This window comes from Sphingomonas lycopersici (assembly GCF_026130605.1).
In the GTDB taxonomy this organism is placed as follows: Bacteria; Pseudomonadota; Alphaproteobacteria; order Sphingomonadales; family Sphingomonadaceae; genus Sphingomonas; species Sphingomonas lycopersici.
The window spans coordinates 395515-408396 of the sequence record NZ_JANFAU010000004.1; the positions used below are offsets into that span (position 1 = coordinate 395515).

General features: G+C 67.2%; 11 protein-coding genes. 7 read left to right on the forward strand and 4 right to left on the reverse strand.

The genetic code is table 11. The features are described 5' to 3' along the window. The first annotated feature begins 49 nt into the window (after positions 1-49). The 6 genes from NED98_RS11365 to NED98_RS11390 all read left to right on the forward strand — a co-directional run bounded on the left by NED98_RS11365 (position 50) and on the right by NED98_RS11390 (position 8457). The gene (locus NED98_RS11365; protein ID WP_265313074.1) at positions 50-3127 is read left to right on the forward strand and encodes a TonB-dependent receptor domain-containing protein; all 3078 of its coding nucleotides are present in this window, start codon (positions 50-52) and stop codon (positions 3125-3127) included. Between the two features lie 11 nt (positions 3128-3138). Then, positions 3139-4557 carry a sulfatase family protein gene (locus NED98_RS11370; protein WP_265313075.1) on the forward strand — a complete coding sequence of 473 codons (1419 nt, stop codon included), beginning with the start codon at positions 3139-3141 and terminating at the stop codon, positions 4555-4557. A 215-nt stretch (positions 4558-4772) separates the two neighbouring features. Further along, positions 4773-6062, forward strand: coding sequence for an MFS transporter (locus tag NED98_RS11375; protein WP_265313076.1), 1290 nt, complete (start codon positions 4773-4775; stop codon positions 6060-6062). 12 nt (positions 6063-6074) lie between these two features. Further along, positions 6075-6614, forward strand: a complete 540-nt coding sequence (locus NED98_RS11380; RefSeq protein ID WP_265268692.1) for a 2,4'-dihydroxyacetophenone dioxygenase family protein — start codon at positions 6075-6077, stop codon at positions 6612-6614. Next, on the forward strand, positions 6611-7459 hold the full coding sequence (locus tag NED98_RS11385; protein WP_265268691.1) for an SDR family NAD(P)-dependent oxidoreductase: 849 nt from the start codon (positions 6611-6613) through the stop codon (positions 7457-7459). The genes NED98_RS11380 and NED98_RS11385 overlap by 4 nt, the downstream gene beginning before the upstream one ends. Then, the gene (locus NED98_RS11390) at positions 7459-8457 is read left to right on the forward strand and encodes an alcohol dehydrogenase catalytic domain-containing protein (RefSeq protein WP_265313077.1); all 999 of its coding nucleotides are present in this window, start codon (positions 7459-7461) and stop codon (positions 8455-8457) included. The genes NED98_RS11385 and NED98_RS11390 overlap by 1 nt, the downstream gene beginning before the upstream one ends. A 21-nt stretch (positions 8458-8478) precedes the next feature. Here NED98_RS11390 and NED98_RS11395 read toward each other — a convergent pair whose 3' ends face one another. Continuing rightward, the gene (locus NED98_RS11395; protein WP_265313078.1) at positions 8479-10509 is read right to left on the reverse strand and encodes an NHL repeat-containing protein; all 2031 of its coding nucleotides are present in this window, start codon (positions 10507-10509) and stop codon (positions 8479-8481) included. Positions 10510-10663: 154 nt separating this feature from the next. Next, the gene (locus NED98_RS11400) at positions 10664-11023 is read right to left on the reverse strand and encodes a nuclear transport factor 2 family protein (protein WP_179511177.1); all 360 of its coding nucleotides are present in this window, start codon (positions 11021-11023) and stop codon (positions 10664-10666) included. 104 nt (positions 11024-11127) lie between these two features. On the opposite strand from NED98_RS11400, the gene NED98_RS11405 reads away from it, so the two are divergent. Beyond that, positions 11128-11910: a helix-turn-helix domain-containing protein gene (locus tag NED98_RS11405; protein ID WP_265268688.1), complete on the forward strand. Its 783-nt coding sequence runs from the start codon at positions 11128-11130 to the stop codon at positions 11908-11910. Between the two features lie 10 nt (positions 11911-11920). On the opposite strand, the gene NED98_RS11410 is transcribed toward NED98_RS11405, so the two are convergent. Next, entirely contained in the window at positions 11921-12322 is a 402-nt protein-coding gene (locus NED98_RS11410) for a DUF1801 domain-containing protein (protein WP_265268687.1), read from the reverse strand. A 53-nt stretch (positions 12323-12375) separates the two neighbouring features. Continuing rightward, positions 12376-12831, reverse strand: coding sequence for a YaiI/YqxD family protein (locus tag NED98_RS11415; protein ID WP_432423317.1), 456 nt, complete (start codon positions 12829-12831; stop codon positions 12376-12378). Positions 12832-12882: the final 51 nt, after the last annotated feature.

Consider the following 12882-nt stretch of genomic DNA (forward strand, 5'->3'; position numbering starts at 1 on the left):
GGAAACAGTCGCGAAGCTCCCGCCCAGGCAATGCGAGGGGGAGGAAGCAATGCGGCAATCGATCGGGCGTGGGCGCAAGCCGCTGGCGGCGCTGTTGGGGAGCAGCGGCGCCGCGGCGCTGGTATCCTTGGCAACGCCGGCATCGGCGCAGGAAGCGCCGGCCACCGAGGCCCCTGCCGTGCAGGAAGTCGTCGTCACCGGATCGCGCATCCGCAGCGACGGCAGCAAATCGCCGACCCCGCTCACCGTGGTCAGCGCCGATCAGCTCGCGGCGATGGGGCCGAGCGGCCTCGTCGAAGGCGTCAGCCAATTGCCGCAATTCTTCGCCAGCCAGTCGGTCGCCGCGGTGCAGACCGCAGGGGTCGGCGGCAACGGCTGGTTCCTGCGCGGCGGCTATGGCAACCTCGACCTGCGCGGGCTCGGTATCAACCGCACGCTGACCTTGCTCAACGGCCATCGCGTCATCTCGTCGAGCGCGTTCGGGGGAGTCGACGTCAACGTCATCCCCAAGGCGATGGTAAGCAACGTCGAGACGGTGACCGGCGGCGCCTCCGCCGCTTATGGCACCGACGCGGTCGCCGGGGTGGTGAATTTCAAGCTCAACCGCAATTTCACCGGGCTGCGCGCCGATGTGCAGCAAAGCATCACCTCGCGCGGCGACAACCGAGGACTGCAGGCGTCGGTGAGTTACGGCACCAAGTTAGGCGATCGCGGGCATATCCTGCTTTCGGGCGAATTTTCGATGCAGGACGGCGTACACACGATGCGCGGGCGGGACTGGTACAAAGCCTATGGCGTGATCAACGGCAACGTCTATCCCGATGTCGTCTCGACCTCCACCTCGTTCAACGGCCTCATCTATGCGCCGGGTACGCGCCTCAACGCGATGCAATTCCTGCGCGACGGCAGCGGGATCACACCGTTCGTTGCCAGCGGCGTCAGCGCCGGTACGATCGGCGGCCGGGGGCCCCTGGCCGGCAGCCAATCGATCACCAACGGCGGTAGCGGCGATTATATCGGGCGCGATCAGCTCACGATCTTTCCCGACGCCGATCGCAGCAGCATCTATGCCTATGCCGATTATGAGATCGCCGATCATGTGACGGTCTACGCGCAATATATCCGCGGACAGAACAAGACTTTCCGCTACAACGAGCCGACCGGCTCGCTGAGCGGCACGCCCAGCGTAGCGAGGATTTATTCGGGCAATGCGTTCCTGCCCGCGTCGGTGCAGCAAATCATGACGGCTGATGGAATCGAGTCGTTCGAGTTCCGCCGGATCGGCGGTGACAGCGATTTCGGCAGGCTGTCGACCCAACGCGACAACAGCGTGATGAATTCGTTCGCCGGCGGCCTCACCTGGGATATTTCCGGCGGGGCGCTGGATGGCTGGCAGGCCGATCTTTATTATCAATATGGCACCAACAAGCGGAAAGCCTATCAGAACGGGCTGCGGCTCGATCGTATCTTCGCCGCGCTCGATGCGGTGACCGATCCGGCAACCGGCCAGCCGGTCTGTCGCGTATCACTCTATGGCAACAGCTTTCCGGGATGCGTGCCGATCAACCTGTTCGGTCAGGGCAATGCATCGGCCGCGGCGATCGATTACGTCACCGGCTATGAGCCGGGGCAGCAGATCACCACCCCGATCTATTATGCCGATACCGGTTTCGCGCGCGGCGAGACGCTGAGCTACGTCTCCGGCACGGAAAAGGTGGGCATCACCGATCTGCGCCAGCATCAGTTCGAATTCTCGATGAATGGCACGCTGGTCGAAGGCTGGGCCGGACCGATCAAGGCCGCGTTCGGCGGATCGTGGCGGCGCGAGGCGATCCGGCAGGTCGTGCAGGACCCGGGCAACCCCGCCGCCAACCACGATACCTTCCGACCGGTGCAGTGCAGCGATCCGAAGGTTACGGCCAATCCGCCGCCTGGTCTGCGCAACGTGTCAAACGCCGATTGCGGCAATTCGGTCGCGCTGCAATATTCGAAAGTGTCCAATATCCGCGGCGCGATCAACGTCACCGAATTGTTCGGCGAGACTCAGGTGCCGCTGCTCAGCGAGGCGGGCCCGATCCGCTCGGCCAATCTGCATCTCGCCGGACGCTGGGCGAATTACACCGGGTCAGGCGGAATCTGGGCGTATAAGGCCGGACTGGAAGCCGATATCGGCGATTTCCTGCGCTTGCGCGGCACCTGGTCGCGCGACGTGCGCGCCGCCAATCTGTCCGAGCGGTTCGACAAGACCGGCGGGATCACATCAATCGACGATCCGCGGACGCCAGGCGTCATCGAATCCATCTCTGTGACAAATTATTCGGGTGGCAACCCCAGGGTGAACCCGGAGAAAGCCGATACATGGACGGCGGGCGCGGTGATCCGCCCCGGCTTCGCCCCGGGCCTGTCACTCTCCGCCGATTATTATGACATCCGCGTCAAAGGGGCGATCGCCCGGCTTGGCTCGCAGGGCGTGTTTAACGGCTGCGTGATCGATGCTGCTCCCGAATTGTGCGCGCTGGTGAGTTTCGACACGGCCGGACAGCCGACGCTGATCGGCGATATTTTCATCAACGTTAACCAGAATCGCGTGCGCGGGCTGGACGTGGAGGCCAATTATACCCGCCCGATGAACCTGACCGGCGGCGAGGGTGAGGCAATCAATCTGCGACTCTTCGCCAATTGGCTGTTCGAAAATTCGCAAACCCTCAGTAACGGCACCTATATCGATCGCGCCGGGCAGACCGGTATCCAGCAATCAGATGGCTTTCCTTATGGCCTGCCGAAGTTCAAGCTGACCGGCAATGTCACTTATACGAGCGGCGGTTTCTCGTTCTTCACCCAGGCGCGCTACATCGGCTCGGGCACGCAGGAAAACGCCCGGCCAAGGGACGCTGCCTATAACAAGGTCGATTCAGCCTTCTACCTCGATCTCAGGCTCGCGCAGAAAGTGAAGTTCGGCACCGACAGCGAAGTGGAAATATTCGGCTCGGTCACCAACCTCACCGATCGTTCGCCACCGGTCACACCTTATTACAGCAACTTCTACACCCGGGCGATCCAGTTCAACTCGGTGTTGTTCGATCTGCTCGGCCGGCGCTTCACCGTCGGGATGAAGTTCGCGCTATGAACCAAACGGTAATGCCCAAAGCATTCTCACGTCGTGAGGCGATCGCCGGGGTGGCAGGTGCGGCGGCGCTGGCGGGGGCGCCGGCGGTCGCGCGGACCTTCAATGGCAAGGTCAGGCAGACGCAGCCCAACATCCTGTTCATCATGGCCGATGACATGGGGTTCGCCGATCTCTCCTGTTACGGGCGGCAGGAATATCAGACCCCCGTCCTCGATCGGCTGGCGGCGGAAGGGGTGCGCTTCACCCACGCCTACGCCAATAGCGCGGTATGCACCGCGTCGCGCGTCGCGCTGATCACCGGGCGGTATCAATATCGCCTGCCGATCGGCTTGCAGGAGCCGCTCGGCCGGCAGGATATCGGCCTGCCGCCCGCGGTGCCGACGATCGCCTCGCTGCTGCGCGCGCGCGGCTATGCCACGTCGCTGATCGGCAAATGGCACATGGGCGCGCTGCCGAAATATGGCCCGCTCAAGAGCGGCTATGACGAATTCTGGGGGTTGCGCGGTGGCGGGGTCGATTATTACCGCCACGCCTTTCAAGGCGCACACGATCTGTGGGACGGCACGACCGAGGTGGCGCAGGCCGGCTATATGACCGACCTGCTCGCCGATCGCACGCTCCTCGCGCTCGATCGGCGCAAGGCCGACGGCAAGCCGTTCTTCATCAGCCTGCACTTCACCGCGCCGCATTGGCCGTGGGAGGCGCCCGATGCCGCGGGCAAGGCCGAATCCGATCGGATCGCCGCCTCGCGCAACCCCGACGCCTATTTCCATTATGACGGCGGATCGATGGCGACCTATGCCGCGATGGTCGGGTCGCTCGACGCCAATATCGGGCGCATCCTCAATAAGCTGGCTGCACTCGGCATGGCCGAGGATACGATCGTCGTCTTCACCAGCGACAATGGCGGCGAGCGTTTCTCGCGCACCTGGCCGTTCACCGGCAAGAAGACCGAATTGCTCGAAGGAGGGCTGCGCATCCCCTCGATCGTGCGTTGGCCGGGCGTCACCGCGGCCGGACGGACATGCGCGGAGCAGACGATGCTGATGGACTGGCTGCCGACCTTCCTTGCCGCGGCCGGCGGCGCGCCCGATCCGCATTACCCCAGCGACGGCATCGATCTCAGGCCCGCGCTGGCCGGGCAAGCATTGCCCGAGCGCACGCTGTACTGGCGCTTCAAGAATCACGACCAGAAAGCGGTGCGCCGCGGGCGGATGAAATATCTGTCGATCGCCGGCAACGAATTCCTGTTCGACGTGGTCGCCGATCCGCTCGAACGCGCCAATCTCAAGGATCGCGATCCGCAGACCTTCGCCGCGCTCAAGGCCGCATTCGCGCAATGGAATGTGCAGATGCTCAACGATCCCAATGCGCCAAGCTATGGCTTCAGCGGCAAGGAACTGGCCGATCATTTCGGGATCGACAATTGACGCGGCATGCTGCGCAATCGTTTCGTCATGCAGCGGATGGGCTCTGACGGATGGTTCCGCCTTTCCAGCCGTCATGCCGGGCTCTCACCCGGCATCGAGAGCAACAGGCGGTGGTCCTTGCGACTCTGGATGCCTGGCCGAGCGCGGCATGAGGGCTGGAAAAAACGGGAATCCCGCGTCCGGGTCTATCCACTAGCGCATCGGAGAACGTGTCCTTGACCACCGCATCGCCCCCCTCGCCCGCCCCGTCGAATGCCTATCAGATCCTGCTGGTCGGGCTGCTCAGCCTCAATTTCGGCATCGTCTTCTTCGATCGCAACGCGCTCAATTTCCTGATGCCGTTCGTGAAGCCCGAATTCGGGCTGAGCAACGAACAGGTCGGGCTGATCCAGAGCGGGCTTTCGCTGACCTGGGCGCTCGCCGCCTTCGGCATCGGCCGGCTGTCCGACGCGATCCGCAACCGCAAATTGCTGCTGGTGCTGTCGACGCTGACCTTTTCGGTCTGCTCGTTCCTCACCGGGCTGGCGCAGGGCTTCGCGTTGCTACTCGGCGCGCGGCTGCTGATGGGGGCGGCCGAGGGCGGGGTGATGCCGATCAGCCATGCGATGGTCGCCGAAGGGGTCTCGCCCGAGCGGCGCGGCATCGCGCAGGGCATCGCGCAGAACCTGGGATCGAACCTGCTCGGCTCGTTCGTCGCGCCGGTGCTGCTCGTCTCCTTCGCCGCGGCTTATGGCTGGCGCGAGGCGTTCTATCTCGCCGGGGTGCCGGGGCTGATCAGCGCGGGGTTGATCTGGCTGCTGGTCCGCGAACCCGAAATGGCGCAGCGGCCGGTGCGGGAGCCGGCGGCGGGCGGCGCGGGGCTGGGGCTGCTCGCCAATCGCAACGTGCTGATCTGCGCGCTGATGTCGGTCCTGCTCGTCTCCTATGTCGTGGTCTGCTGGGTGTTCATGCCGCTCTATCTCACCGAGACGCGCGGCTATGCGCCGAAGGTGATGCAATGGCTGATGGGCACGCTGGGGCTCTCCGCGGCGCTCGGCAGCTTCCTCGTCTCGGGGCTGTCGGACCGGATCGGGCGGCGCCCGTTGATGATCGCGACCCCGCTGATCGGCGCCTTGCTGCCGCTCAGCGCGATGTTCCTGTTCGGGCCGACCTGGCTGCTCGCCGCCGCCTTCTTCATCGGCTGGGGGCTCAACGGCATCCTCCCGCTGGTGATGGCGACGGTGCCGTCGGAAAGCGTCAAGCCGCTCCACATCGCCACCGCGCTCGGGCTGTGCATGGGGGCGGGAGAATTGATCGGCGGCGTGCTCACCCCCTGGGCGGCGGGGCGCGCGGCGGATGCGACAAATCTGGCGGCGCCGCTGTGGATCATGCTCGGGCTGGCGATCGCCGCCGCTTTCTGCGCCGCCTGGCTCAAGGAGACCGCGCCGGCGCTTCGCGATCGTCCGGGTCGGCTTCGCCCCAGTGCAAGACGGGACGGACAAGGCGAGCCATCGTCGAGCGGCTGAGAGGAGCTTGATATGTCTTCAGTCATGACGGCGCCGCCGTCCGACCGCGCCGAGATCGTCGATGTCGGTTTCCCGTTCAAATCCCTGGTCGACCGGCTCAGCCCCGGCGGGCGCTATATCGATGCCCAGAGCGACGTCGACAGCCCGTGGGTGCCGTTCGGCGACAAGGCCGCGATCAAGCATCTCGCGTTCGACGTGCGTCAGGGCATCTTCTCGAACATCCTGTGGGTGAAGGAGCCGGGGGTCGTCGGCACCCACCTTCATCGCGGGACGATCGTGATGGTCTGCCTCGAGGGCAGCGTGCGCTATCTCGAATATGATTGGGTCGCCTCGCCGGGCGGGCTGATCCTCGAGGTGCCGGGCGAAAGCCATACGCTCGTCACCGAGCATCCCGAGGGGGTGAAATTGTTCGGCTGGATGCAGGGGCCGATCGAATTCTACGACGCCGACGGCAAGTTCGTCGATACGACCGACGTCTGGTGGTTCATCAACCATTATGAGAGCCATTGCCGCGCGCACGGCATCGCGATCAATCCGAAGCTCTATCTGTGAGCACGCTCGACCAGTTCGCCATCGCCGGTCGATCGGCACTGGTGACGGGGGCGGCATCGGGGATCGGTCTCGCCTATGCCGAGACGATGGCCGAGGCCGGCGCCGGCGTGACGCTGACCGATATCGACGCCGAAGGCGCAGCCCGCGAGGCAGCGCGGCTGCGCGACGCCGGATATGATGCGCGCGCGCAAGGGTGCGACGTCACCGATCTCGATCAGGTCGCGCGCGCGTTCGATGCGCATGTCGCGGCGTACGGCGGGTGCGACATCGCCTTCGCCAACGCCGGGCTCGATCCTGGCCACGGCTTCTGGACCCCCGACGGCAAGCGCGACCCCGAAGGGCAGATCGACGTCTACGATCCGGCGCGCTGGCACCGCTCGATCGCGGTCAATCTGACCGGCGTGTTCCACACCGTGCGCGAGGCAGCCCGTGTGATGAAGCGCAACGAACGCGCGACCGGGCGCCGCGGCGGATCGATCGTCATCACCTCGTCCAACGCCGCCGAGGTCAATGAGGCGATCGTCGGCGTGCCCTATATGCCGGCCAAGGCGGGGGTGAAGCATTTCATGCGCCATATGGCCTATGAGCTCGCGGCGTTCGGCATCCGGGTCAACGCGATCGCGCCGGGGCCGTTCGTCACCAATATCGGCGGCGGCTGGGTCAAGAACAATCCGGCGGCCCGCGCCGCGTGGGACGAGCTGGTGCCGGTCGGCCGGATCGCCGACCCCGATCAGATCAAGCCGCTCGCGCTGCTGCTGGCGAGCGACGCCGGCAGCTATATGACGGGAAGCCACGTGATGATCGACGGCGGGATGCAGCTCGGCCCGGTCAAGCCGCTGACGTGATGCGCGCGGCGGTCATGCAGCAACTCGGGCAGCCGCTGCGCATCGAGCGGCTGCCCGATCCCACCCCCGGCCCGGGCGAGCTGGTGGTGCGGGTCGGGCGCTGCGGCATCTGCGGCTCCGATCTGCACATGACCGAGGACCCCGCCTATGGCAAAGGCCCCGGCACCGTGCTCGGCCACGAATTCGCGGGCGAGGTCGTCGCGCTGGGACGCGGGACGGACGGGATAGGGTTGGGCGATCTCGTCTCGGTCATCCCGCTCGCCAGTTGCGGACAATGCGCCGCGTGCCTTGCCGGCGAACCCGCGTGGTGCGCAGGCTTTGGGCTGCAGGGCGGCGGCTATGCCGAATATGCCGTCACCCGCCCCAATCAATGCGTGCGCCTGCCCAAAACCGCCAGCCTTGCCGACGGCGCGATTATCGAGCCGCTCGCGGTGGCGCTGCACGGGGTCAATATGAGCGGCCTCCAACCCGGCGATCGCGTGCTGATCCTCGGCGCGGGGCCGATCGGGCTGGCGGTCGCCTTCTGGGCGCGGCGGCGCGGGGCGAGCGCGGTGGTGCTGCAGGATATCGCCACGCACCAGCGCGAGCGCGCGCTGGCGATGGGAGCAACCGATTTCGTCGCCGATCGCGACGATCCGGTCGGCGCGGCTGCGCGAGCGCTGGGCGCGGCGGATATCGTGTTCGAATGCGTCGGGAGGCCGGGGCTGATCGCGCAGGCGGTGCGCCAGGTGCGCAACCGCGGCACGATCCTGCTGCTCGGATTATGCACCCAGCCGGATACGTTCAACAGCTTCGCGATGCTGTCGAAAGAGGTGCGGCTGATCACCTCGGCTTTTTTCACCCGGCAGGAATATGAGGCCGCGCTCGATGCGCTCGACGCCGGCGCCGTCGAGCCGCGGTTGCTCGTCACCGGTACGATCGCGCTGGAGGATACCCCTGCCCGCTTCGAGGCGCTGCGCCACCGGACGGACGATTGCAAAGTGCTGATCGCGCCATAGCATTTCCCGAGCGGCGGCGGCTCAGCGGATCGTGATCGGCAGATCGCGCTTCCCCGAGGCGACATTCCCGGCGTGATCGGCCGCATAGATGCGGATCGTATAATCCCCCGGCGCGAGATCCGCCGGGCTCCACCCGCCCTCCTCCGCGCGGCCGTGGCGCACGATATTGGTGACGACGTAGAGGAAGCGCGTCCGCTGGTCGCTGTGGACCGTATCCCCGCTCGCCGGGGCATAAGCGATCCGCGCCGCGTCGGCGGCATTCGGCATGCGATCGAACTCGATCATGACGCGCGGTTGTTCGAAGCCGGGGACCGGCGTCCCGTCGGATTTCAGGATCTGGAACCCGGCCTTGTACAGGCCGAGCCGGCGGCGCGCGGCATTGTCGTCCACCTGATCCCACGCCTCGACGACGATGCTGACATCCCCGCCCGCCGCCGGCACCACGAGCCGCCCCTTGTCCGATGCGGTCAGCCGCTGCCCCTTGCCGTCGAGGACATGCACGTCATCGATATGCGGCGCGACATGATCACCGAACCCGGGAAAGCGCAGCAGCAACGCATTGACCTTGGCGCGCGGCGGCCCGAGTTCGAGGTGGACATGCGCCATGCGGTTGATCGTGCCGAGCGGATCGCCGACGCGGAAGCGCGTGCCGCGCTTGATCCGCACGCGGGCGGCCCGCCCCTGCGCATCGCGCGTGACGCGGAAGCGCGCCGGATCGAGCGACGCGCCCGCCTCGGTGCGGCCGACGCGCATGTGGATATAGGTCATATCGTCGATGCGCAGCCCCTCGCTCAGCCCGTCGAAGCCCCAATTGGGGATCGGATCGCGCACCGTCTCGTCCGCCGACGCGACCGCGGTCGTTCCCGGCGGGGAGCTGATATCGAGCCCGGCGTGGAGGTGATCGCGGCTCTCGCCTTCGTAATTGCCGCGCACCTCGCCGAGATCGCCGACCACTTCGTGCCAGCCGAGCTGCGGGCGGAACGGCCAAGGGACCAGCGACGCGCGGACCAGCGCGGGCGGCGCGGGTTGCGGAAGGGGAGCCGATGCGGCGCCGGCGCGACGCGGGGCGAGCTTGCGAAGCGCATAGGCCGAGGCATCGGCGACATAGAGCGCGCCCGCGCGATCGATCGCCAGCCCGGCGGGGCCGATCAGCGGCAACGCGGCATTGCCCTCGACCGGCGATCCCGGCCCGGCGAGCACCTCCAGCGCACCCGAGGGGGAGAGCTGGACGATGCGTCCGCGCTGGAAGGCGGCGATATAGACGAACCCGTCGTGGGTCGGCACCACCCCGACCGCGCCCCTGAGCAACCCGGTGCCGTCCTTGGGGTCGGTGCGCGCGAGCGTCGAGACCTGGCCGTCCGGCAAAACCTTGCGCAGCGCGTCGTTGCCGGTATCCGCGACGAGCAACGCGCCGCCGCGATCGAGCGCGACGCCGGTCGGCGTGTCGAAAGCCGCCGCTGCGCCCTGCCCGTCGGCAAAACCCGGCATGTCCTGCCCCGCCAATGTCCGCACCTGGCCGTCGGCGCCGATCGCGCGGATGCGATCGTTATAGGTGTCGGCGACATAGACATTGCCCTTGTCGTCCACCGCGACGCCGATCGGCCCGTCGAACCGCGCCTGCGCCGCCGCGCCGTCGCGATAGCCCGCCGTCCCGTCGCCCGCGAGCGTCGTGACCGTGCCGTCCGCGCCGATCCGGCGGATACGATTGGCACCGGTCTCCGCGACGAAGACATTCCCCGCGCGATCGAGCGCGATCCCCGACGGGGTATCGAACGATCCGGGCAAGGTCGTCACATTGCCGTCGGGGTCGATCTTGCGGACGCGCCCGGCATCGGCGACGTAAAGCGCCCCGTGCGCATCGATCGCCACCGCGAACGGATCGCCGAAGCGCGCCTGCGCCGCCGCGCCGTCGGTATGACCCCGCACCCCGTCGCCCGCCACATTGGTCAGCGCCGCGGGCCAGCCGAACCGCGTCGGCGCGGGCGACAGCACGCCCGGCCGCGACAGCAACCAGATCCCGCCCCCCACCACGGCGAGAAGGAGGAGGGCCATCGCCACGGCGACCTTGCGGGGTAATTTACTCAACATCAGGCGCGCGCCTTTGCCGCAATCCGCGCGGCAAGCTCAACAGCGGATTACCGAAAAATCGCGTGCCTCTCCTGAAAGGGGTGCGGTGCGGGCGCCGGCCCGCACCGCACATCGGTCATTATGCGGCGGTGCCGTCGAGGAAGCCGACCACTTCGGCGATGCGCCCGGCTTCGTCCAGCCGCACCACATCGGTCCCGGCCGCGACCGCCGGTCCGTCGGCCGCCAGCGTCCAGGAGAAGCGCACGTAATTGCCGTAGCCGTCGGGCGTCCCCGCGAGCGTGAAGGCATGTCCGGGGAATTGCGCCCGCGCCGCCGCGATCATCGCCGCAATCCCTTCGCGCCCGTCGCCCTTCATCAACGGATCGACATAACGCGCATCGTTCGACCAGCCGGCGAACAGCCGGTCGGCCCGCGCAGCATCGTCGGCCTCGTTCCACACCGCCAGATAGTTGTGGGCAATGGTATTGGGGTCGGTCATCTTTCGTCTCCGTTGTTGGTCCGGAGAAAATGACGCCGCCGCATGGCCAAAGCGATTACCTCACAGGTAATGGCACGCACGCAGCTGGGGTTTAGGATCGGTTTATGGCTACACAAACCAACGGCGTCGGCGATCTCCTGCGCGACTGGCGCGCGCGGCGCCGGCTGAGCCAGCTCGATCTGGCGGGCGAGGCCGATGTGTCGACGCGGCATCTGAGCTTCGTCGAGAGCGGGCGCGCCGCGCCGAGCCGCGACCTGCTGCTGCGCCTCGCCGAACCGCTGGCGCTGCCGCTGCGCGAGCGCAACCGGCTGCTCCTCGCCGCCGGCTTCGCGCCGCTCCACCCGGAGCGATCGATCGACGAACCCGATATGGCCGCCGCAAAGGAGGTGATCGGCGCGGTGCTCCGCGGCCACGGGCCCTTTCCAGCGCTTGCGGTCGACCGGCATTGGAATCTCGTCGCCGCGAACGATGCGGCCGGGGCGTTGCTGGCGGGGGTCGATCCGGCGCTGCTCGCGCCGCCGACCAACGTGTTGCGCGCCAGCCTGCATCCCGACGGGCTCGCGCCGCGGATCGTCAACCTCGCCGAGTGGCGGCATCACCTGCTCGCACGGCTGCGCGACGATGCCGAACGGTCCGGCGATCCGATATTGTTCGCGCTGCATCAGGAGTTGCGCGCGCTGCCTGCGCCGGCAAGCGAAAGGCCGCACGGCCCGACCGCACGGATCGCGGTGCCGCTGGTCATCCGCGATCCGGCCAGCGACATGCCATTGTCGTTCCTCTCGACGACGACGGTGTTCGGCACCGCGGTCGACGTGACGTTGGCCGAGCTGACGCTCGAATGTTTTTACCCCGCCAATGAGGAGACGCGGCGCGCGCTGCAGCGCTGAGCCGCGGTTCTCAGCCCCCGGCAGCGTCGAGACGCCGGCGAATGTCGCGGTAAGCCGCCGCGACCAGCCGGTCGAGCGCGGCTTCGTCGGGCATCCGCCCCACCCGCAGCTTCACGTGGCGCATGCGCTTGCCCGCGCCCTCCAGAAGGCCGGCCGGATCGTCGAGGAAGGCGCCGAAGAAGAAGCCGATATTGGCATGTTCGGCATAAGCGTCGACATAAGCGAAAGCCGCATCCCCGGCGCAGGCCGTCGGGCGCGCGTCGTGGATCAGCTCGCGCACGTCGGGGCCGCACGCGCGCAGTCGCTCGAACCACGGCTCGGCCAGCCCGCGCAGCGCATCACCGCCGGCGAACCACGCCTCGACCGCGGGGTCGCGGCGACCCGCCGTCGGAAAGCGGAACAGGGCGTCCATCGCGCCGGTCTATCGGTGAGACGACCCGCGCGCAATCAGCGGTAGCGCACCGGTCAGCCGCGCCGTTTCAGCCGCACCAGCGTCTCGTCCAGCGCGGAAAGAAAGCGTGATCGGTCGGTCTTGGAAAAGGGCGGCGGCCCGCCGATCACATCCCCGCCTGCCCGCAGATCGGCCATGATCGCGCGCGTCGCGATCGCCCCGCCGATCGATGCGGTGGTGAACGGGCGGCCATTTGGCGCGAGCACCGCCGCGCCATTCTTCAGGCAACGATCGGCGAGGAGGATATCGGCGGTGACGACCACGGTCTGCGCATCAGCACGCTCGGCGATCCAGTCATCGGCGGCATCGAACGCGCTCCCGACCAGCTCGCGCGCGATCAGCGGGTGGGCCGGCACCCGGATCGGGCTGTTGCTGACGATCGTGACCGGCACCGCGTGGCGGAAGGCGACCTTGTACACCTCCTCCTTGACCGGGCAGGCATCGGCATCGACCAATATCATCAGCGGCATCGGCGCTTCCTATCGCGCTCGCGCGGCGGAGGCCAGTTGCGCCGATCAGGA